This window comes from Streptomyces sp. NPDC056452 (assembly GCF_042796085.1).
In the GTDB taxonomy this organism is placed as follows: Bacteria; Actinomycetota; Actinomycetes; order Streptomycetales; family Streptomycetaceae; genus Streptomyces.
The window spans coordinates 26,412-46,807 of sequence record NZ_JBHTRI010000004.1 but is presented as its reverse complement, the minus strand read 5'-3'; the positions used below and the strand labels follow the sequence as shown (position 1 = coordinate 46,807).

Sequence of the window (20,396 nt, the reverse complement as noted above, 5' to 3'; positions counted from 1 at the left end):
GGCACGATCATGAGCAAGAAGCAGAGCCGGCAGAACCGCGGTGCTCGCACCGGCGGCCATGAGCGCAGCGCCGCCACCGCGGAGACGAAGGAACAGACGCCGTCGGCGACCACTCCCGACGCGGCGCGTGCGATCGGGGAGACCGTTTCGCACAAGAAGGAGCGGAAGTTCGGGCACAACTGATCAGCGGCCTTCGGGCCAACTCACCAGCGGCCAGGGGAAATCCCGGCCGTCAGTATGCGCGTGGGGACATGATCCGGGGTTCGGCGTCCGGTGTCTCGAAGAGGCAGCTGGGAGCGCCGGGACCCGGCTTCACGCGTACGGTGGCCTGCTCCGGGGGGTCGGTCGGCAGTTCCACGTGTACGACGATCGTGCCGTCGCCGTGCGCGGTGACGGAGCCCGTCTCCTTGCCGTCGACCAGTACCTCCACCAGCACCGTGTGGCCCGTCCGGACGGTCGCGGTGACCGAGTGGCCCGCATGGTCGGTGTGGAAATGATGGCGCTGCCTCATGGAAGTAGCCTCCCTGCGGCGCGCTTCACAGTTTCCGCGTCGCCCCATCGAGCGTAGCCGCGGCGATCGGCGCGCGCCGTGAACGGGGCCGGGAGGGCGGGCCGGAGTGCTCGTCAGCCACCCTTCTGCCACTGCACCGTCCCCCCTTGACCTAGAGTGCCCGCGTGCCTTCGTACAGCATTGGCCAGGCCGCGGAGCTGCTGGCCGTAAGCCCGGAAACGGTTCGCCGGTGGGCGGACGGCGGTCACCTCGCGATGGACCGGGGCGGGTCGGGGAACCGGATGATCGACGGCGTCAGCCTGGCGGGCTTCGCCACGGAGCGGGCGGCAGGCCTGCATCCGGTGCCCGGTGAGATTCTGACGTCGGTGCGGAACTCGTTCGCCGGCATCGTCACCGCCGTGACGGTCGACGACATCGTGGCCCAGGTGGAGATCCAGTCGGGGCCGCACCGGCTGGTATCGCTGATCAGCCGCGAGTCCGTGGAGGAACTCGGCCTGGAGGTAGGGGTCCTGGCGACGGCGCGGGTCAAGTCGACGAACGTGCACATCGACCGGCCGGGAAGCCGGGGCTGAGCCTCGCCCGCAGCCGGATGTGACAGAAGAACCCCGGTTGCAGCTCACAGACGCCAGGCCAATCGCAGGTATTGCCTCGCAATCACGATTCCGCTGGACGGCTGGTGGGCATACCTCCTGCAGCCGCCCCGCGGGCCGTTCGACTGGGGGATCCGATGAGCCGACTCCGTGCGCAACCCCGCACCTCTCCCCCGCAGCTCGCATCGTTGGCCGTGCTCGGAGATGTCGACCGTCCGGCCACGCTGACGGTGGACGACCTGCGGACCGGATGGGAGCAGCACCGGGCCGACGTGGTGTTCGAGTGCGCCACGAGCGGGCCGCGGCGGCACCGGTTCGAAGGACCGCTGCTGCGCGAGGTGGTCCTGGACTCGCATCCGCTGTTCGACGCCCGCCGGCGCAAGGACCGGTCCCGCTTCGTCCTGTCGGTCTCCGGCGGGGACGGGCACCACACGGTGCTGGCCTGGGCGGAGGTCGATGCAGATTTCACGAACGCCCCTGTTCTCCTGGCCACCCGGATGGACGGAGAGGATCTGGACATGGCCGGCAGCCAGCTGGTCGTGCCGGTGGACCGGTGCGGGGCGCGCTACATCAGCGCCATCACCCGTGTGCGGGTCCGCGCGCTGCCGGAGGACGCATAGGCGGCCCGTCCGGGCCGGGGATCAGACCGCCGCCAGGGAGATCTCGGTCGACTTGATCAGGGCGACAACGGTCATACCGGGGGCGAGGCCGAGGTCCGTCACCGCGTCCTCGGTGATCGCCGAGGTGAGCTCGCCGCCTTCGACCGACACCTTGACACTCGCCATGGCGCCGCCGGTCGCGACGTCGGTGATGGTGCCGGGGATCTGATTGCGGATGCTCAGCCCCGCGACGGCGCCGGTGGCCAGGGACACCTCGGTGGACTTGACCAGCGCGCGGACCGAGGCCCCTTCGGCGAGGCCGAGTTCCTGGACGGCCTCGAGCGTGATCGCGGCCGTGACCTCCTGGCCGCCCGCCAGGCGGACCTTCACGGTGGCCATGACCGCACCGGCGGTGACGGCGATGACGGTGCCGTGGAACTGGTTACGGATGCTCAGGCTCATGACGTGGCACCTTTGATTCGTCGTATTCACCATGCAATGCCTGGTATTTCCTGGTCTGTCATTTCACTGTAGACACCCTCGGCGTGGACGTGCGGCCACCCGCCGCGGACGCTGACGTCCACCCCTTTGCCCGGATCGGTCCTACCGGCTTTCGGACCATCCTCCAGGGTGCCACGCATATGCCATGGAGTTTCGCATTAAGCTTTGTAAATACGAACTCAGTTCATCTAATCTGTCGCACATGCAGTCCTACACCATCGGCCAGGCAGCACGTCTGCTCGGCGTCAGCCCCGACACCGCCCGCCGCTGGGCGGATGCCGGCCGGGTCGCGACCCACCGCGAGGAGAGCGGGCGCCGCCTCATCGACGGCCGGGATCTGGCCGCGTTCGCCATCGAGGTCGCGCAAGGGGGCATCGGTGAGGACGACACGTCCTACACGTCGGCCCGCAACGCCTTCCCCGGCATCGTGACCGCCGTCAAACTCGGCGACGTCGCGGCCCAGGTGGAGATCCAGGCCGGCCCGCACAGGCTCGTATCGCTCCTGACCCGGGAAGCGGTCGAGGAACTGGGGCTGGAGGTCGGCATGCAGGCCACCGCCCGCGTCAAGTCGACCAGCGTGCACATCGACCGCACCTGATCCACTGCTCCATGGCTCCACTGCTCCACCCAGCGGCGTCGCCGTCCCTGACGCGGCTCACACCACCCGCCCAGGCCCACCGCGTCCCCAAGGAGTCCCTCCCTCATGTCCTTCACTCTCACCGGCCGCCGAACCGCGGCCGCGATCCTCACTGCGGCCCTCCTCGTACCGCTGGCCGCATGCGGCAGCGACGACGACAAGAAGGACTCCGGCGACAAGGGCACCGCCTCCGGGGCGCCGAAGGCCGATCTGACAGTTCTGGCCGCCTCCTCGCTCACCGATGTCTTCAAGACCGCCGGTGCCGCGTACGAGAAGGAGCACCCCGGAACCGAGGTGACGTTCTCCTTCGCCGGCTCGCAGGAGCTCGCCGCCCAGGTCAAGCAGGGCGCACCCGCCGATGCCCTGGTCACGGCGGACACGAAGACGATGGACGGCCTGAAGTCGGACACGGGAACGCCGACCGTCATCGCGAAGAACCGTCTGGTGATCGCCACGGGCAAGGGCAACCCGGAGAAGGTCGAGAGTCTGAAGGACCTCGCCGACCCCGATCTGAAGGTGGTGCTCGCGGCCCCCGAGGTTCCGGTCGGGCGCTACAGCAAGCAGATCCTGGACGCGCAGAAGATCGAGGTGAAGCCGGTCTCCCAGGAACCCAACGTCCGCGCTGTCCTCAGCAAGGTCGAACTCGGCGAGGCGGACGCCGGTCTCGTTTACAGGACGGACGCCGCCACCGCCACCGACAAGGTCGATGCCGTCGACATCCCGGACGCCCAGAACGCCGTCGCCTCCTACCCGGCGGCGACCCTGAAGACCTCCAGGAACGGCGAGGCCGCCGCCGCGTTCGTGACATGGCTGTCCACGCCCGAGGCCCAGAAGATCCTCGCCGCCGCCGGCTTCCAGCAGCCGTAACAGGCCACCGCCCTCCTGCGGGCGGCCCGGTTCGGGGGGCCGGGCCGCCCGCAGGGCACTTCCAGCATCGGGGACCTTCGATGAGACGCCTTCGCCGCCGCGCAACCGGCCCCCGCGCGCCGATCGCCCTGGCGATCCCCGCGCTGCTGGCCATCGCCTTCCTGTTGCTGCCACTGGTCGGGATCCTCGCCCGCACCTCCTGGCGCGATCTGGGCGCTCATCTGACCAGCCCCGAGACGACCGAAGCGCTGACGCTGTCCCTGGTCGTGTCCGCCTGGGCCCTGGGCCTTTCCGTCGTCCTCGGGGTCCCGCTCGCCTGGCTGCTTGCCCGTGTCGACTTCCCCGGCAAGGCATTCGTCCGCTCGCTCGTCCTCCTGCCGATGGTGCTGCCGCCCACGGTCGGCGGTGTCGCACTCCTCCTGGCCTTCGGACGGCGCGGGCTGCTGGGACCCTGGATGGAGGACACGTTCGGGCTCACCCTGCCGTTCCACACCTCCGGCGCCGTCCTCGCCGCCACCTTCGTCGCGATGCCGTTCCTGATCATCAGCCTCGAAGGGGCCCTCGGCGGACTGCGTCCCCGCTACGAGGAGACCGCAGCGTCCCTGGGGGCCTCACCGCTGCGGGTGTTCTTCACCGTCACCCTGCCCATGGTCGCCCCCGGGCTCGCCGCGGGAGCGGCGCTGACCTGGGCGAGGGCCCTCGGTGAGTTCGGCGCGACGATCACCTTCGCCGGCAACCTCCCCGGCACCACGCAAACCCTGCCGCTCCAGGTCTATTTGCTGCTCCAGGACAACCCGGAGGCCGCCACCTCCGTCTCCCTGCTGCTTCTGGCCATCGCCATGGTCGTACTCATCGCACTGCGCGGACGCTGGACCGGCACCCCGAACACTGCCCCGGCACAGCCGCGGACTCCGGAAGCCGAATCAGCGCCCACCCGTCAGGGCGACGCGCAGGCCGCTCCGGAGGACGCGCACGCGTCCGCCGGTACCGGTGGCCGCTGGCCGCTCCACGCCACAGTCACCGGATTCAACGACCTCACCCTCGACGCGGACGCCGGAACCACCATCGCCGTCGTCGGCCCCAACGGCGCGGGCAAGACCACACTCCTGCGCGCACTCCTCGGCCTCACCCCGCGCGCACACGCCGAACTCCGGCTGGGCGACACCGATGTCACCGCACTCCCGCCGCACCGCAGGGGCGTGGCCTGGGTCCCGCAGGACGGTGCCCTCTTTCCCCATATGAACGCGCTGGCCAACACCGCGTACGGGCTCCGCGCGCACGGTGTGCCGCGTGCCGAAGCCCGCCACAGCGCCCAGCAGTGGCTGGACCGCCTCGGCGTGGGTCATCTCGCCCACCGCAGACCGGCGCAGATCTCCGGAGGCCAGGCCCAGCGTGTCGCGCTCGCCCGGGCCCTGGCCGCCCGCCCCCGGCTGCTCCTGCTCGACGAACCGCTCGCCGCCCTCGACCAGACGACCCGCGCCCACGTCCGGCACACCCTTCGCCGCCATCTCGACAGCTTCGGCGGCGTATGCCTGATCGTCACTCACGATCCCGTCGAAGCCGTCGCGCTCGCCGACCGGGTTCTCGTCCTGGACGAGGGCAGGGCGCTGCAGGACGCGCCGCCCACCGAGGTCACCCGCCACCCCCGCTCCCCCTGGGTCGCCCGGATGCTCGGCCGTAACGCCTGGCCCGGCATCGCCACCGCCGAAGGCATACGACTCACCGGCGGCGGCACCCTCGTGGCGGCGGAGCCGCTCCCGCCCGGCACGGACTCCCTCGCGGTCATCGCCCCGGAGGCCGTCGCCGTACACCGGGACAGGCCGACCGGAAGCCCCCGCAACGTCTGGCCCGGCACCGTCCGGGAGATCACCACCAGCGGCAGCCGGCTGCGTGTCCTGATCACTTCGGACCGGGCACCGGACCTCGTCGCCGAGATCACCCCGCAGGCTGTCGCCGAACTGGGCCTCGCCGAAGGGACTCCCGTCTGGACCAGCGTCAAGGCCACGGAGGCAACCGTCGTCGCCCTGTGAGGCGATCCGCCGGTCAGTACACGTCGCGGACGTACCGCTTGTCGGCGGCGAGCTGCTTGACGTACAGAGCCGCTCCTGTGTGGTCGAGTCCGCCGTGGGTGACGGCTATGTCGCGCAGCGCCTGGTCGACGTCCTTCGCCATGCGCGCGGCGTCGCCGCAGACGTAGAAGTGGGCGCCGTCCTGGAGCCAGGACCACAGCTTGGCGCCGTGCTCGCGCATCCGGTCCTGTACGTAGACCTTGGCGCGCTGGTCGCGCGAGAAGGCGGTGTCCAGGCGGGTGAGGGTGCCGTCGGTGAGGAAGGCCGTCAGCTCCTCCTCGTAGTAGAAATCGGTGGCACGGTGCTGTTCGCCGAAGAACAGCCAGTTGGGGCCGCGGTGGCGGTGTGCGCGGCGTTCCTCCAGGAAGCCGATGAACGGAGCAACTCCGGTACCCGGTCCGACCATCACCATCGGGGTGTCGGGGCCGGCGGGCGGCCGGAAGTGCGGGGCGCGCTGCACGAAGACCGACACCGGGGCGCCGGGGGCGGCATCCGCGAGGAAGGGCGAGCACACCCCGTTGCGGGGTCGGCCGTGCAGGTTCTCGTACCGGACGACGGACACGGTCAGGGACACCTGGTGGGGGTCGGTGAGCGGACTGGACGATATCGAGTACAGGCGGGGCTGCAGCCGTTTGAGGATGCCGGCCCACTCCTGCGGTGTGGCGCGGACGGGGTACTCGGCGAGGACGTCGACGGCTTGACGGCCCCAGGACCAGCGGGCGAGTTCGCCCTTGTTGTCGGGCCGCAGCATCTTCTTCAGGGCACGGTCGCCGGTGCGTTCGGTGATGAAGCCCAGCAGGGCCGGGGTGAGCCGGGTGATGTCCAGGTGTCCGTGCAGGGCGTCGGCCAGCGGGATCTCGCCCAGGCCGGCGACATCGACGGCGGTGGCGGCGTCGAGACCGGTGACGGCCAGCCATTCGGCCACCAGATCCATGCTGTTGACGGGGTGTACGCCGAGGGCGTCACCGGCCTCGTAGACGAGAGGGGTGCCGGCGTCCCGGGTGTCGAAGGTGAACCGGCGGACCTCCTTGCCGGCGCCGGGGAGGCTGAGGAGCCGATTGCCGGTCAGCCGCGCCGCGGCAGGTACGGGCCTGGCGCTGCGGACGGGCGGGGCAACGGGGGCGGCAGCGAGGGTGGCGGCTGGTGACGCGGCGGTCGTCGGCTGTGCGGTGAGGCCGGCCAGAACCTGGTCCAGCCAGGTACGGGCGGAGGGCTCGTAGTCGGGTTCGCAGTCGGTGCGCGGGGCGAGGCGTACGGCCCCCAGTTCGTCGAGGCGCTGGTCCAGGCGCCGGCCGTGCCCGCAGAAGTCGTCGTACGAGGAGTCGCCGAAGGCCAGCACCGCGTACCGTCTGCCGTCCAGGGGCGGGGGGTCGGCAGCGGTCAGCGCCTCCCAGAACCCGGAGCCGTTGTCGGGCGCGTCCCCGTCCCCGAACGTGCTGGTGATCAGCAGGAGGTCGGCTGCGGGCGGGAGGGTACGCGGGTCCGCCTCGTCCATGCCGACGAGCCGGGCCCGGTGTCCGGTTTCGGCGAGCCGGGACGCGGCGGCCGCGGCGAACTCCTCGGCATTGCCTGTCTGCGAGGCCCACAGAACGACCACGTCACGGCCCGACGGTGCCTGCGCCACCGGTTCGTCCGCGGTCTGCGGGGCACGCGAGTACATGCCGGCGAGCACCCCGTTCACCCATCGCGCGTGCTCCGTGGTGAACGGCGCACCGGCCGGGAGCACCGGGACACCGGGCATGCCCGACGGCAGCCCGGCGAGGAATCCGACCAGGTACTGGCGTTCGTGCTCGGCGAGTACGGGCGGCGGTGTGTCCTGCAGCCCGAACGCGGCTGCGGCGACGGACCGGTGCGTGTCCGGCACGACCACGACCGGTTCCGCGGCGGGGGCGGAGACAACGGGTGCCGGAAAGATGCTGACGGCGGTGGCGACCTTCGTGAGGGTCACCGCACACATCTTGAACCCGGGCTGGAAGGAGATCGGGTCCACGGCGTCGCTGGTCACCGCGTTGACACTCAGGTACTCGCCGAACAGGTCGTTCCAGTGGAACGGCGCGAAGGAGCAGCCCGGCCGCACCCGGTCCGTCACCACGGCGGGCAGTACGGCCCGGCCGCGCCGGGAGGCGACCTCGACGGAGTCTCCCTCCTCGATCCCGAGCCGCCTCGCGTCCTCGGGGTGCAGTTCGACGAACGGCGCCGGATCGAGCTTGTTGAGCTTGGCGACCTTGCCGGTCTTGGTGAGGGTGTGCCACTGGTGCTGCAGGCGGCCGGTGTTGAGGACGAACGGATAGTCGTCGTCCGGCATTTCGGCGGCCGGAACGTGCGGACGGGCGAAGAAGACGGCTCGTCCGCTCGCTGTCGGGAACACCGGGCTGCCGTCCTCGGCGAGGTAGCGGATCGGGTTGCGGTCGGGGCCGTCGGCCGTCGGCGCGGGCCACTGGACGGACGTGGTGCGCAGACGCTCGTACGTCACGCCCCGCAGGTCGTAGCCGGTCTTCGGATTCGCGGCGCCCTTGATCTCCTCGAAGATCTCCTCGGCGCTGCCGTAGGTGAACGCGTCGGCGTATCCCATCTCGCAGGCGATGCGCGCGATGATCCGCCAGTCCGCGAGCGCCTCACCGGGCGGCTCCACCGCCGGCCGGGCGAGCGTGAGGTTGCGTTCGCTGTTGATCAGTACGCCCTCGCTCTCGCTCCACAGTGCGCCGGGCAGCACGACGTCGGCGTAGGCGTTGGTCTCGGTGTCGGCGAACACGTCCTGCGTGATGACGAGCTCGGCCGCTTCGAGGGCTTCGATGACCGTCCGGCGATGGGCGACCGAGGCGACGGGGTTGGTGCAGATGATCCAGCAGGCCTTGATCTCACCGTCCGCCATCCGCCGGAACATGTCGATGGTTCCCTTGCCGGACCCGTCCTTGCGTACGGTGCCGGGTTCCAGGCCCCAGAGCCCTTCGACGAAGGCGCGGTCCTCGTCCACCAGCACCGATCGCTGGCCGGGCAGACCGGGCCCCATGTAGCCCATCTCGCGACCGCCCATGGCGTTGGGCTGGCCGGTGAGGGAGAACGGGCCGCTGCCGGGGCGGCAGATCGCACCGGTGGCCAGATGCAGATTGATCAGTGCGTTGGTGTTCCACGTGCCGTGCGTGGACTGGTTGAGCCCCATGGTCCAGCAGCTCATCCACTCCCCCGCCCCGCCGATCCACTGCGCCGCCCGGCGGATGTCCGCCTCGGGGATGCCCGTGATCCCTGCGACGGTGTCGGGCGCGTAGTCAACGAGGAACTCCGGCATCGCCTCCCAGCCCTCCGTGCGCGCGTCGATGAACGCGGTGTCCGTGTGCCCGTTCTCGTGGAGAAGGCGCAGCAGGCCGTTGAGGAGGGCCAGGTCGGTTCCGGGTTCGATCTGGAGGAAGAGGTCGGCCTTGTCGGCGGTGGCGGTGCGCCGCGGGTCCACGACGATCAGCTTGGCTCCCGCCTTCACCCGTTCCATCAGGCGCAGGAACAGGATCGGGTGGCAGTCGGCCATGTTGGAGCCGATGACGAGGAAGACGTCCGCCTTCTCGAAGTCCTGGTACGAACCGGGCGGGCCGTCGGCGCCCAGGGAGAGCTTGTAGCCGCTGCCCGCGCTCGCCATGCACAGCCGTGAGTTGGACTCGATCTGGTTGGTCCGCACGAAGCCCTTGGCCAGCTTGTTCGCCAGGTACTGCGCCTCCAGGCTCATCTGCCCGGACACGTAGAAGGCGACAGCGTCCGCCCCGTGCTCGTCGATGATCGTCCGCAGCCGTCGTGCCGTACCGGTGATCGCCTCGTCCACAGCTGTCGGTACGGGCTCGGCGCCTCGCTCGGGACGCATCAGTGCGGTGGTCAGCCGGCCGGGGGCGGCGAGCATGTCGGCCGTCGTCACGCCCTTGGTGCACAGCCGGCCGAAGTTCGCCGGGTGCGCCTTGTCGCCCGACGCCTTGAGGACCTTGCGGCGACCGTCAGGGCCGGAGGCGATGTCGAGCACCAGGCCGCAGCCCACCCCGCAGTACGAGCAGACCGTCCGTATCGGGGAGACGGCTGTCGACGAGTCCTGTGGGGGCACCGAAGGGCCTCTCTGTCGGTCGAAGCGTGCCCCTGACGGTACGAAACGCCCATTACGTCGGTGTGACCTCGACCGATCATGGGTGGTAACACCCGTCACACATGCGCTCGACCAGCACTGTGAGGTCCGAGCGGAACCACCCACGTGCCAGGAAAGCCCTCAGGGGTGATCGCAGGTGCGGCGCCGGTACGCCACACAGATCGCATCTGCGGATCGCGCGACCGGGGACCGCCCGCCCCGGCCCCTCCGGTGTCGGATCACCTGGAGGCGGCAGGTGCCAGGAACCCGTCGACGACGCGGCGGACCATGGGGACCGCGTCGTCCTCGCCCAGGCGCAGTGCGGTGTTTGCGGCGTTGAGCACCGCGTCGATCTGAAATGCCGCGAGGTCCACGTCGAGCCGGGCGATCTCGCCGGCGTCGACGGCGTTGCGCAGCTCACCGGCGAGGAGAGCGAGCCAGGTGCGGCGGTGGAGCAGCAGGGCGTCCCGGACCTCACCGGGCCGGCTGTCGAAGTCGGGGAGGCTGGCCGCCCAGAAACACCCTCCGGCGAAGAGCGGCGCCTCGACGTAGGAGATCCAGTGCTCCGTCAGCGCCCGGAGCCGCGCGCTGCCCGGCGGAGCGGTCCGTGCGGGGCGGACGACCGCCTCGGTGAACTCTTCGCGCGCCGACTCCGCGACGGCGAGCTGCAGGTTCTCCTTGGTCCTGAAGAGTGTCTGGATACCGCTCTTGCTCAGCCCCAGGTCGGTGGCCAGGCGGCCGATACTGAGCCCGTTGAGCCCTTCCAGCGAGGCGACGTCGACGCCGTGGCGCGCGATCCGGCGCCTGGTCCGGGCACCGCGTACGAGGCGCTGGTCCTCCACGGTCGCGCCTGCCTCTTCCGCCGAGGACTCGGCCGTTTGTCGCCCCTGGCTCTCCGCTCGCTCATTCATCGCTCCCATCCTGCCATGCGCTTGCTTAAAACATACGACCGGTCGTACGTTTAGTTTGACGCTGGAAGCGGCCCATCGAGGAGGCATCCGTGCACGAACAACGCATGATCGAACTGGCCCACGCGCTCGCCGTCGCCAAGAGCCGGCAGGACGTTCCCACCGCCCTGCGGCTCTTCCACCCGGACATGGTGCTCGAGACCCCGGCCTTCGGTACGACGTCTCGGGGCCTGACCGAGAACGAGAAGGCGCTGCGGCGGTTCTTCGCCTCGTTCCCCGACTACGACGTCGTCCTGCGGGGCCACGCGAGCAACGGCGACACGCTCGTGTGCTGGGGTACGGCGCGGCTGACCATGACAGGCAACCGGTTCGGCGTCGCCCCCAACGGGGAACGGGCCGAGATACCGGTGTTCATCCAGTTCACCTTCAAGGACGACCTGATCGCGGGCGAACGCTTCTTCTTCGACCTGGCGACACTGTGCGCCCGGTCGGGTGTCTCGACGGACGCGGTCCGGCAGAGACTGTTCCCCGCACTCGCCGGAGGCGAGGCAGCATGACAGCGGACCCACGCGTGAAGGACGTCGGCGAGATCCGGACCGCGCACCTCTTCGACATGGTCGTCGACCTGAACCCCCGACTGCCCATCGGCAGCGGCCCGTTCGGCCGGCGCGTCCTCTTCGGCGCGGCAGGCGGCACGTTCCACGGCCCCCGACTGCACGGCGACGTCCTCCCCGGCGGCGGAGACTGGGCACTGTTCGACCCCGACGGGACAATGACCCTGGACGTACGCCTGACCCTGCGCACCCACGACGACGCCCTCCTGCACATGACCTACGGCGGCCGCTGGGTCACCCCGCCCGAGGTGCGCGACGCCCTGGCCGATCCCGTCGAGCGCTACCGGACCGATCCGGCCCACTACTACTTCCGGACCGGCCCCCTCTTCGAGACCGGGGCGGAGCCTTACGCCTGGCTCAACGGCACGGTCTGTGTCGGGTCGGGATACCTCGTCGAGGGCGGCATCGCCTACAAGGTCTCGCGGGTTCTGTGACGGGACTTCAGGGCGCTCACGCGCATCCTGAATTGCCTGCGCATCTGTCAGCGCCGGCGAACCCCGGCGGGGCGGCGCCCGCCGACGCGGTGTCGGGGTGCGCCGCCCTGGGGCGGTACGGGGTGCGGGAACCGGCCCGCGTGGGCATGGCGGTTACTTCGGGTCCTCGTTGAACTTCGAGGTCGACCAGAAGTAGCCGAGCACCACGAGGCCCAGGCACCAGGCGACGGCGAGCCATCCGTTGTGGCCGATCTCGCTGCCGAGCAGCAGCCCGCGGAGGGTTTCGATGGCGGGGGTGAAGGGCTGGTACTCCGCGATCGGCCGGAACCAGCCGGGCATGGATTCGACCGGGGTGAAGGCGCTGGACAGGAGCGGCAGCAGGATCAGCGGCGTCGCATTGTTGCTGGCCGCTTCGGCGTTCGGGCTGACCAGGCCCATCCCGACCGCGATCCAGGTGAGCGCCGTGGCGAAGAGAATGAGCAGCCCGAAGGCCGCCAGCCACTCCAGGGCGGTTGCGTCCGTGGAGCGGAAGCCGATGGCCACGCCGACGGCACCCACGAGGACCACGCTCATGACCGATTGGAGCACGCTGCCGACGACGTGCCCGACGAGTACCGAAGGACGGTGGATCGCCATCGTGCGGAAGCGGGCGATGATGCCCTCGGTCATGTCGTTGGAGACGGACACCGCGGTGCCGACCACGGTGGAGCCGATGGTCATCAGCAGCAGGCCGGGGACGACATAGGCGATGTACGCGGAGCGGTCCGCCCCGCCGCCACCGATGCCCGAGCTCATCGCGTCGCCGAAGATGTAGACGAAGAGCAGGAGCAGCATGATCGGGGTGAGCAGCAGGTTCAGGGTGAGGGACGGATAGCGGCGCGCGTGCAGGAGGTTGCGGCGCAGCATCGTCGACGAGTCGCGGACGGCGAGGGAAAGGGCACTCATCGGACAGCCTCCTTGGACGGGGCGGGGACGGTGGTTCCGTCGGTCAGGGCGAAGAACACGTCGTCGAGGTCGGGGGTGTGCACGGTCAGCTCGTCCGCCTCGATGCCGGCCGAGTCCAGCCAGTCGAGGATGGAGCGCAGCTCGCGCTGGCTGCCGTCGCTCGGGATCTGCAGGGACAGCGCCTCGTCGTCGCGGGTCACCTCGCGCAGCGCGAGGGCCGCGGACCGGTACGCGGCCGGGTCCGTGAAGCGGAGCCGGACGTGCCCGCCCGGGATGAGCCGCTTCAGCTCCTCGGCGGTGCCTTCGGCGGCGATCCTGCCGTCGTTCAACACGGCGATGCGGTCGGCGAGTTCGTCGGCCTCCTCCAGGTACTGGGTGGTGAGGAAGACGGTGACGCCGCCCGTGACGAGTTCGCGGATGATCTTCCACATGTTGTGGCGGGAGCGGGGGTCGAGGCCGGTGGTCGGCTCGTCGAGGAAGATGATCCGCGGGTTGCCGACCAGGGTCATCGCGATGTCGAGGCGGCGCTTCATACCGCCGGAGTAGGTGGAGGCGGGCTTCTTGGCGGCCTCGACGAGGTCGAAGCGTTCCAGGAGCTCGGCGGCGACCCGGCGTCCCTCCTGCCTGGACAGGTGGTGCAGGTCCGCCATGAGGAGCATGTTCTCCTCGCCGGTGATCAGCCCGTCCACGGCGGAGAACTGACCGGTGACACCGATCGCGGCACGTACCGCCTGCGGCTCGGCCGCGAGGTCGTGGCCGCCTACCTGGGCCTGCCCGCCGTCGGCGGTGATGAGCGTGGAAAGGATCTTCACCGCAGTGGTCTTGCCGGCGCCGTTCGGCCCCAGCAGCGCGAACACGGACCCGGTCGGGATGCGCAGATCGATGCCGTCGAGGACGAGCTTGTCGCCGTACGACTTGCGCAACCCGACGGTGGAGACAGCAGCCGGGGACTGGTCGGTGCCGCCACCGTTTCCTGATGCGGGCATGACAGACGAAGGCACGGGGCCCTCCCATTCGAAATCTGAAGTGGCTCGGGATGTGGGTGAGTTGAGGCGGTCCGGTGGTGCCGGTGTCAGACCTTGGCGCGGCGGATGTCGATGTTGCCCCAGCGGGTGCGGGCGCGGATCCTGACGGTGTCCTCGGCCCCCTCCGGCGTCTCGGAGGCGGTGAGGCTGTTGCGCACCTGCCCGCGGCCGGACTTGACGTCGAGCCAGGCGGCCGTGCCCTCGCGGACGCCGATGTCGATGGCTCCGAAGGAGGTGTCCAACTCGACGGTGCCGCGCGCGATTTCGTCCAGGCGCAAGGTGCCGTGGGCGGTGGTTGCGGTGACCGAGTCCTCGGCGCGCCGGATCTCGATGTCGCCGTTGGCGCCGCGCACGCGCAGCTCGCCGGTCACGGCGCCGACGGTCGTGGTGCCGTGCGAGTTCTTCAGGACGGCGGGGCCGTCGACGAGGCCGACGCGGAGGCTGCCCGAGCTGGTGGTGATCTCGGCCGCGCCCTCGACCCGGTCCACGGTGATCGAGCCGTGCGAAGCGGTCAGGTACAGCGGGCCGGTCGTGTCGAGGCGGACGTCACCGGACGAGGTCTTCACGCGGACCTCGCCGAGCCTGCCCTCGCCGAGCACCTGGGCCCAGGAGCCGGTCATGTCGATGCGCGAGCCCGTGGGCAGTTCGACCGTCACGTCGACGGCGCCGGTGCGGCCGAGCAGGTTGGCCTTGGGCGTCCTGACGGTCAGCGCGCCGTTCGCGAACGTGACCTCCGTCTGGTCGGCCGCCCGTACGTCCTGGTCCTTCTTCGCGTCGCGGGGCCGCACCCCGACGACGGTGTCGGCGCGGTCGCCCGCGGTGAACTGGATGGAACCGGCCTCCACGTGCGCCGTGGCCGAGATCGGTTCGGGGGTGTCGAAAGAAGGCATGGCTGTCCCGTCCTCTTGGGTCTTTGGGCGTCCCCGCAGGTGGGACGTGGTGTGGGTGGAGTGGTGCAGGCGGGGCGCGGCTAGCGCACCCAGCCCGTGAAGCTCTGTCCGATGGTCTGGGTCTTCTCCGTCGTACGCGGCCGGGTGCCGCCGTCGACCGCCGCGGACACCGCGCGTACGAGCCATGCGTTGACCGACAGGCCCTCACGGTTCGCGGCCTCCTCGGCGCGGGCCTTGAGGTGGGCGGGCACGCGCAGGTTGATGCGGGCGGTGCCGCCCTCGTCGCCGTCGGCCGGGGCCGGCGGGCTGAGCGGTTCGACGGGCCCGGCCGGCGCGGCGGCGGCGACGCCCTCGGTGGGCGGCAGTGTCACCACGAAGTCGGGGTCGAGCCCGCGCAGCCGCACGTCGACCGAACCGGGGGCGAGTTCGCGGGTGACCTCGTCCATGGCGGCGGAAAGCACATTGAGCAGGGTCAGCCGGGTCGCCGACTCCAGGGGGGCGGTGAGCCTCTCTGCCAGCTCGCGTGCTTCGTCACCGCCGGCTTCGGCGGCCACCGCGAGTTCACGGCGGAGGGTGTCGACATAAGGCGTGAGGTCCATGACGCCATCATGGCACCACAATGGCGCCACGCGCAAGCCACGCGGCCACCCCCTTCCCCCGTCGCCTACGAAAACGACTCTGACCTGCATGGATAGACGGGCACCCGTTGCGCCAGCTGTGGCGCCACACCTGTTCACGCACCCCCATGGGCACGGAGTGGCACCGCGTGGCGCCGAGTGGCACCACTTCGCACCGCGCGACGCCACGTGGTGCCATGCGGTGCCAGGTAGCGCCACCCGAGGGCAGATAGGGATGACAGACACCAAGGACACGGCGCGCCCCGGACCCGTCCGCCGCAGATCACCACTGCCCCTTCAGAAAAGGTCCTTGCCGTGCGCGAGGTCAGGCGCGTCCCGGGCCGGTACCGGCGCCACCCGTGACTGACAGTCCACCGGCCACCGCCGTCAGTGGCCGAATGGACCTAACCTTTCCGCAACGACATTCGAGCATGGGGCGGGCGGTCAAGTCGGCGCGCCGGGGCCCTCCACGAGCGGTCCGTGAACCTCGGGCGGACCTGCCGCCACGCGTCGGACCGCTGGTCAGGCGCGGTCCCCTCAAGCCGCGCCGAACCCGCAACCCGCGCACAAGAGCCTTTGTTTTCAGAGCAGTTGTGACCGAGTTGGACTGCTCCCGTGCTGTTGCTGCGCACAATTTTCGACGTTGTACCCATCCGTAGCCACGCCCTACGGCATAGGATCATGCCGCGCCACTGGGGCCTCACCTGCCCCAACTGCCCCGTCTGTCCCATCCACATCGGTGCAGACGATGTGCCGACGTCCCCAACGACACCCCCACAACCCGTTAACAGGTATCTGCGTGTCACCGATACTCAGCACCGGTTCCGGCGATGGAGCCGCGCAGTGAAAATCAATCGTCGCCTCGTCCTCCTCGTCACCGCGCCTCTCACCGTGGCCGTCACCTTCTCGGTTCTGGCCCTCGCGCCCGCGACCAACCAGGCGCTGCAGGCGAACCGGCTGACCGCGATGGTCGATGCCGCAACCGGCGCAGGCGAGTTAACCCACCAATTACAGCGAGAGCGTGCGGCGGCCACCGCACTGGTCTCCAAACAGGGTGATGCGGAAGCGTTCCGGGCAACATCGGACGCGACCGACAAGAGCATCACCAGATTCCGCAGTCAGATCGAGCACCTGTCCGAGGTGCCCGGCAGCGCACAGGGCGCCCTGGACCGTATCGAGCGCTTCATCGACGAGATGCCCGCCTTACGCGCCCAGGTGCGCTCGGGCAGCAGCACCATCTCCGCGCTCGCCTTCGGCTATCGGATCGTGATCGCCGACCTCAACGGCTACCGCGACGGCATCGCGCAGGCAGACGGTGTCGATGCCGACATCGCGGACCGGATCCGCGCCGCCGCCGCCCTTTCCGAGGCAGCCGAGTACACCGCCCAGCAGCAGGTCACGGTGATGAGGGCGCAGGCCGCGGGCGGCTTCACCACCGCTTCGCAACGGACGTTCGACGCCGGCCGGCTGGGCTACACCGAGTCGACCGGTGTCCTGTTCGACCTGGGACCCGGCCAATGGCGGACCTGGCTCGAACGCACCCTCTCCGGCGCCAGGGCGCTGGAGGCCCGACGGCTCGAGGACGAGATCGGGCGTACGGGAGCCGGCAAGGACATCACGGTCACTCCGCGGGAGTGGCAGAAGGCTTCCGACGACCGCCAGACGATGCTGCGTTCCGTGGAGAAACGGATCGACGAGTCCGTCTACGCGACGGTCTCCGACGCACGCACCACGCTCATGTGGTTCGCCGGGGCCGAGGTCGCCCTGGTGCTGCTGACCCTGGTCGGTGCCGTCGTCGTCGCCATCCGCCTGGGCCGCGTCATGATCAGGCGGCTGCGTGATCTGCGTAACGCCGCGCACGAGGTCGCCCACACCGGGCTGCCCGCCGTGATGAACGAACTGTCCCAGCCCGGCGCCCTCAGCGGCGCGACGCCCGAGCAGGTGGCGCGGCGTACGGGCAACCCGGTGAGGACCACGGGCGACGACGAGATCGGCGAGGTCGGTGAGGCGTTCAACGCCGTCCACCACGAGGCCGTCCGTCTGGCGGCCCAACAGGCCCATATTCACGAACAGTTCGCCGAGACGCTGGTCGGTGTCGCCCGAAGGGGCGCGCAGTTGACCGCTGTCATGGTGTCCGAGCTGGACACGGTGCAGCGCGACGAGGCCGACCCCGTGCGGATGAGGACCCTCTTCGCTCTCGACCACCTCGCCATCCGCATGGAGCGCAACACCAACAACCTTCTGGTGCTGGGTGGTTACGGGCATGCCCGGGTGCGCACGGCCGACGTCGGGTGTTCCACAGTCGTCGTGGCCGCGGCCCAGCAGATCGAACGCTTCGACCGTGTGTCCCTCGGCGTCGTCGAATCCGGTATCGGCGTCACCGCCCGCGCCGTCCACGACGTGGCGCACATCCTGGCGGAACTCCTCGACAACGCGACCCGGTTCTCGCCGCCCGACAAGCAGGTCGGGGTCGCCGTGTGGCGGCTGTGGGACCGCGCCGTCGTGCAGATCGTCGACGAGGGCGTGGGCATCACCGCGGAACGCCGCGCCGTCCACAACGCCGCGCTGCTCGAACCGCAGGCGGGTATCGGAGACGTGCGGTCCATGGGTCTGCGCGTGGTGGCACGGCTCGCCGCGCGCCACGGCATCGTCGTCGAACTGCGCGACTCGTCCGGCCCCGGCACCATCGCGGAGGTCACCCTGCCCGCGAAGGTGCTGGCCGCGGCCCCCGAGGAAGCCGCACCGCCGCAGCCGGGGATGCTCGGCGACGATCACGGCAACGACAGCCATGACAACGATGTTCGCTACGAATCACCCCGTCCGGTCACACGGCCCGGGCCGTCCGCCCGCATGCAGCCGGCCGGAGTGGGCGGGTGGCCCGACCGCCACGGCGCCCCCGTCGGTGCGGGTGTCGGCACGCGGGGCGCACCCACCGGCGGTGACTACACGCCGGGCGCGAACCGGGGTGGTGGCCATCAGGGCGTGTCTCCCGGCGACGACAGGGCACGCGGCGGCGGATCCGGGCCCGGCACGCGTGAGCGGGACGGCGGAACCGCGCCTGCCCCGCATCCCGTGCACGACGAGCCGGTTTCGCGCATCGCGGGAGTCAGCTCCTCAGGACTGCCCCTGCGGCAGCGCAACACGCCCCAGCAGTGGCCCACCTTGGGCAAACGGGACGGCACAGAGCAGCGTTCCGGCGCCACGGCGCCGAGGCCGTCGCCCCGCCGCCGGGACTCCCGGCAAGTCTCCGACGTCCTGGCGGCCTACGCCCAGGGGATCAACAGGAGCACGAACCGTGGGCGCTCCGCCACCGACGACGACACCGAACGGACCAAGAAATGACCTCCCCCAACGACCTGAGCTGGATCCTGAGCGGCTTCGCCGGACGCATCCCGGAAGTCACCCAGGCGATAGCCGTGTCCGTGGACGGGCTCGCACTGGCTTACACCGGTGTGGAACGTGACGACGCCGAGCGGCTGGCCGCCATCGCCTCCGGTGTCGTCAACCTGCTTTCCGCCGCAGCCCAGTTGACGAACACCGATCCCGTCGAGCACAGCCTCACCGCGATGGAGGGCGGCTACATGTTCTCGATGGCCGTCTCCAGCGGCGCGTCCCTGCTCGTGACCACCACCAGGGACGCGGACATCGGCGAGGTCAGTTACATGATGTCCGAACTCATCAACCAGGTCGGTGACTCACTGACTCCCCAGGTCCGCGACCCGAGCCTGCCGCCCTCGCGCTGATCACCGGGCCGTTCCCGTACGACCGCACCGCCCGCACCACGCGTACGACCGGCGGCGCCACCCCCGCGTCGGGCGCGCTCGACTGCAGGCCCCGCCCGTTCCACCTGATCCGATCGATGCCCCCGATACTCCTGATGAGAGCCCTCATGTTCTTCGACATATCCACTCCCCGCCGCCGCAGATTCCGGCCGGCCGGTGCCGCCGCCCTCGCCCTCGGCCTGGCCGCCGTCACCGGGTGCAGCAGTGACAGCGGCGCCGACGACGACACCGTGAAGGTCGGCCTGGTCGCCTCCCTGTCCGGCACCTACGAGCCGGTCGGCACCGAGCTGCGGGCCGGCTTCGAGCTCTACCTGAACACCCACGGAAACAAGCTGGGCGGACGCAAGGTCGAGCTCATCGTGGCGGACGAGGGCGACGGTCCGCCGACCGCCGTTCCCGCGGCCACCAAGCTGGTCAAGAAGGACAAGGTCGACGTGCTGACGGGTCTCGTCAGCGGTGGCTCGGTCAACGCGGTGCTGCCACTGGTCAACCAGGCCAAGATCCCCTTCCTGGGTTCGAACGGCCGGCCGCCCATCAAGGACCTCGAGTACGTGTGGACGACGAGCTTCCTGTCCGACGAGCCGGGCAAGGCCATCGCCCCGTACGTCAAGGAGAAGGTCGACGGACCGGTCTACGCGATCGGCCCCGACTACCAGGGCGGCTACGACGAACTGCGCGGCTTCACGGACGAGTTCAAGCGGGTCAAGGGCAAACTCGCCAACCCGGGCGGCAAGACCACCTGGACGCCGTTCCCGAAGACCACCAACTTCATGCCGTACTTCGCCAAGATCGCCAAGACCGACGCCAAGGCGGTGTACTGCTTCTACGCCGGCAAGGCCGCGATCGACTTCGCCAAGCAGTACGCCCAGTCCGACATCGCCGATCTGCCGCTGTACACGGCCTTCGTCACCGAGGGCAGTGTGCTCCAGGCCCAGGGCCCCGCGGCGAAGGACATCTACTCGGTCCTGAACTACGCGGCCGACCTCGACAACGAGGCCAACCGCAAGTTCGCCGCCGACTGGACCGCCGAGCACGACACGCAGCCCACCACGTACGCGATGGCCTCGTACGACGCCGCCGCCGTGCTGGACAAGGCGATCGCCGATGCGGTGAAGGGCGGAGAGGTGACGCCCGAGACCATCAACAAGGCCATCGCGGGCCTCGGCCAGATCGACAGCCCGCGCGGCGCCTGGGAGTTCGGCGACAAGGCCCACTCGCCGGTGCAGACCTGGTACCTGCGCCAGGTACGGCCGGACGGTGCCCAGCTGGCCAACGTCATGGTCCAGGACCTGGCCACGCTCGGCGGCTGAC

19 protein-coding genes are annotated in these 20,396 nt (G+C 70.2%); 11 read left to right on the top strand and 8 right to left on the bottom strand.

Features of this window, described 5'->3' with window-relative positions; genetic code table 11:
- The first annotated feature begins 9 nt into the window (after positions 1-9).
- Complete coding sequence (locus ACFQ6X_RS05460) at positions 10-183, top strand: hypothetical protein (RefSeq protein WP_351172512.1); 174 nt, start codon at positions 10-12, stop codon at positions 181-183.
- Between the two features lie 49 nt (positions 184-232).
- Here ACFQ6X_RS05460 and ACFQ6X_RS05455 read toward each other — a convergent pair whose 3' ends face one another.
- Positions 233-511: a hypothetical protein gene (locus ACFQ6X_RS05455; protein ID WP_383176285.1), complete on the bottom strand. Its 279-nt coding sequence runs from the start codon at positions 509-511 to the stop codon at positions 233-235.
- A 164-nt stretch (positions 512-675) separates the two neighbouring features.
- Between ACFQ6X_RS05455 and ACFQ6X_RS05450 the strand changes: the two genes are divergently transcribed.
- Complete coding sequence (locus ACFQ6X_RS05450; RefSeq protein WP_383176282.1) at positions 676-1,083, top strand: molybdopterin-binding protein; 408 nt, start codon at positions 676-678, stop codon at positions 1,081-1,083.
- Positions 1,084-1,238: 155 nt separating this feature from the next.
- Positions 1,239-1,721 (top strand): molybdopterin-dependent oxidoreductase, encoded by a 483-nt coding sequence (locus ACFQ6X_RS05445; RefSeq protein ID WP_383176280.1) that lies wholly within the window; start codon positions 1,239-1,241, stop codon positions 1,719-1,721.
- A 21-nt stretch (positions 1,722-1,742) separates the two neighbouring features.
- On the opposite strand, the gene ACFQ6X_RS05440 is transcribed toward ACFQ6X_RS05445, so the two are convergent.
- Positions 1,743-2,162 (bottom strand): molybdopterin-binding protein, encoded by a 420-nt coding sequence (locus ACFQ6X_RS05440; RefSeq protein ID WP_383176277.1) that lies wholly within the window; start codon positions 2,160-2,162, stop codon positions 1,743-1,745.
- A 241-nt stretch (positions 2,163-2,403) separates the two neighbouring features.
- Here ACFQ6X_RS05440 and ACFQ6X_RS05435 point away from each other — a divergent pair, with 241 nt between their 5' ends.
- The 3 genes from ACFQ6X_RS05435 to ACFQ6X_RS05425 all read left to right on the top strand — a co-directional run bounded on the left by ACFQ6X_RS05435 (position 2,404) and on the right by ACFQ6X_RS05425 (position 5,735).
- A complete protein-coding gene (locus tag ACFQ6X_RS05435; RefSeq protein WP_329206439.1) occupies positions 2,404-2,799 on the top strand; it encodes a helix-turn-helix transcriptional regulator in 396 nt (131 codons plus the stop codon).
- Between the two features lie 105 nt (positions 2,800-2,904).
- Positions 2,905-3,705 (top strand): molybdate ABC transporter substrate-binding protein, encoded by an 801-nt coding sequence (modA, locus tag ACFQ6X_RS05430; protein WP_383176274.1) that lies wholly within the window; start codon positions 2,905-2,907, stop codon positions 3,703-3,705.
- A gap of 80 nt (positions 3,706-3,785) precedes the next feature.
- On the top strand, positions 3,786-5,735 hold the full coding sequence (locus tag ACFQ6X_RS05425; protein WP_383176271.1) for an ABC transporter permease: 1,950 nt from the start codon (positions 3,786-3,788) through the stop codon (positions 5,733-5,735).
- A gap of 13 nt (positions 5,736-5,748) precedes the next feature.
- Here the strand turns inward: ACFQ6X_RS05425 and ACFQ6X_RS05420 are convergent, their stop codons facing one another.
- Entirely contained in the window at positions 5,749-9,852 is a 4,104-nt protein-coding gene (locus ACFQ6X_RS05420) for a molybdopterin-dependent oxidoreductase (protein WP_383176268.1), read from the bottom strand.
- Positions 9,853-10,109: 257 nt separating this feature from the next.
- Positions 10,110-10,781 (bottom strand): TetR/AcrR family transcriptional regulator, encoded by a 672-nt coding sequence (locus ACFQ6X_RS05415; protein ID WP_383176265.1) that lies wholly within the window; start codon positions 10,779-10,781, stop codon positions 10,110-10,112.
- A gap of 89 nt (positions 10,782-10,870) precedes the next feature.
- On the opposite strand from ACFQ6X_RS05415, the gene ACFQ6X_RS05410 reads away from it, so the two are divergent.
- Positions 10,871-11,335: an ester cyclase gene (locus tag ACFQ6X_RS05410; protein WP_383176262.1), complete on the top strand. Its 465-nt coding sequence runs from the start codon at positions 10,871-10,873 to the stop codon at positions 11,333-11,335.
- Positions 11,332-11,826 carry a DUF3237 domain-containing protein gene (locus tag ACFQ6X_RS05405; RefSeq protein WP_383176259.1) on the top strand — a complete coding sequence of 165 codons (495 nt, stop codon included), beginning with the start codon at positions 11,332-11,334 and terminating at the stop codon, positions 11,824-11,826. Before ACFQ6X_RS05410 ends, ACFQ6X_RS05405 begins: the two co-directional genes overlap by 4 nt.
- 153 nt (positions 11,827-11,979) lie before the next feature.
- Here the strand turns inward: ACFQ6X_RS05405 and ACFQ6X_RS05400 are convergent, their stop codons facing one another.
- The 4 genes from ACFQ6X_RS05400 to ACFQ6X_RS05385 form a co-directional block, all read right to left on the bottom strand.
- A complete protein-coding gene (locus ACFQ6X_RS05400) occupies positions 11,980-12,771 on the bottom strand; it encodes an ABC transporter permease (protein ID WP_383176257.1) in 792 nt (263 codons plus the stop codon).
- On the bottom strand, positions 12,768-13,757 hold the full coding sequence (locus ACFQ6X_RS05395; RefSeq protein WP_383176254.1) for an ATP-binding cassette domain-containing protein: 990 nt from the start codon (positions 13,755-13,757) through the stop codon (positions 12,768-12,770). The genes ACFQ6X_RS05400 and ACFQ6X_RS05395 overlap by 4 nt, the downstream gene beginning before the upstream one ends.
- 86 nt (positions 13,758-13,843) lie before the next feature.
- Entirely contained in the window at positions 13,844-14,686 is an 843-nt protein-coding gene (locus ACFQ6X_RS05390; protein WP_383176251.1) for a DUF4097 domain-containing protein, read from the bottom strand.
- 80 nt (positions 14,687-14,766) lie between these two features.
- Complete coding sequence (locus ACFQ6X_RS05385; RefSeq protein WP_383176248.1) at positions 14,767-15,285, bottom strand: toxin-antitoxin system HicB family antitoxin; 519 nt, start codon at positions 15,283-15,285, stop codon at positions 14,767-14,769.
- Between the two features lie 861 nt (positions 15,286-16,146).
- Here ACFQ6X_RS05385 and ACFQ6X_RS05380 point away from each other — a divergent pair.
- From ACFQ6X_RS05380 to ACFQ6X_RS05370, 3 genes are all read left to right on the top strand, one after another.
- On the top strand, positions 16,147-18,645 hold the full coding sequence (locus tag ACFQ6X_RS05380; RefSeq protein ID WP_383176245.1) for a nitrate- and nitrite sensing domain-containing protein: 2,499 nt from the start codon (positions 16,147-16,149) through the stop codon (positions 18,643-18,645).
- A complete protein-coding gene (locus ACFQ6X_RS05375) occupies positions 18,642-19,046 on the top strand; it encodes a roadblock/LC7 domain-containing protein (protein WP_329206458.1) in 405 nt (134 codons plus the stop codon). Before ACFQ6X_RS05380 ends, ACFQ6X_RS05375 begins: the two co-directional genes overlap by 4 nt.
- Positions 19,047-19,192: 146 nt before the next feature.
- On the top strand, positions 19,193-20,395 hold the full coding sequence (locus tag ACFQ6X_RS05370) for an ABC transporter substrate-binding protein (protein ID WP_383176241.1): 1,203 nt from the start codon (positions 19,193-19,195) through the stop codon (positions 20,393-20,395).
- Position 20,396 lies beyond the last annotated feature (1 nt).

Coding starts and splice junctions, on each gene's coding strand:
- ACFQ6X_RS05440 (WP_383176277.1), bottom strand. CDS start 2,162: ATGAGCCTGAGCATCCGTAACCAGTTCCACGGCACCGTCATCGCCGTC.
- ACFQ6X_RS05425 (WP_383176271.1), top strand. CDS start 3,786: ATGAGACGCCTTCGCCGCCGCGCAACCGGCCCCCGCGCGCCGATCGCC.
- ACFQ6X_RS05415 (WP_383176265.1), bottom strand. CDS start 10,781: ATGAATGAGCGAGCGGAGAGCCAGGGGCGACAAACGGCCGAGTCCTCG.
- ACFQ6X_RS05455 (WP_383176285.1), bottom strand. CDS start 511: ATGAGGCAGCGCCATCATTTCCACACCGACCATGCGGGCCACTCGGTC.
- ACFQ6X_RS05395 (WP_383176254.1), bottom strand. CDS start 13,757: ATGCCCGCATCAGGAAACGGTGGCGGCACCGACCAGTCCCCGGCTGCT.
- ACFQ6X_RS05385 (WP_383176248.1), bottom strand. CDS start 15,285: ATGGACCTCACGCCTTATGTCGACACCCTCCGCCGTGAACTCGCGGTG.
- ACFQ6X_RS05400 (WP_383176257.1), bottom strand. CDS start 12,771: ATGAGTGCCCTTTCCCTCGCCGTCCGCGACTCGTCGACGATGCTGCGC.
- ACFQ6X_RS05390 (WP_383176251.1), bottom strand. CDS start 14,686: ATGCCTTCTTTCGACACCCCCGAACCGATCTCGGCCACGGCGCACGTG.
- ACFQ6X_RS05375 (WP_329206458.1), top strand. CDS start 18,642: ATGACCTCCCCCAACGACCTGAGCTGGATCCTGAGCGGCTTCGCCGGA.
- ACFQ6X_RS05370 (WP_383176241.1), top strand. CDS start 19,193: ATGTTCTTCGACATATCCACTCCCCGCCGCCGCAGATTCCGGCCGGCC.
- ACFQ6X_RS05460 (WP_351172512.1), top strand. CDS start 10: ATGAGCAAGAAGCAGAGCCGGCAGAACCGCGGTGCTCGCACCGGCGGC.
- modA (WP_383176274.1), top strand. CDS start 2,905: ATGTCCTTCACTCTCACCGGCCGCCGAACCGCGGCCGCGATCCTCACT.
- ACFQ6X_RS05435 (WP_329206439.1), top strand. CDS start 2,404: ATGCAGTCCTACACCATCGGCCAGGCAGCACGTCTGCTCGGCGTCAGC.
- ACFQ6X_RS05445 (WP_383176280.1), top strand. CDS start 1,239: ATGAGCCGACTCCGTGCGCAACCCCGCACCTCTCCCCCGCAGCTCGCA.
- ACFQ6X_RS05405 (WP_383176259.1), top strand. CDS start 11,332: ATGACAGCGGACCCACGCGTGAAGGACGTCGGCGAGATCCGGACCGCG.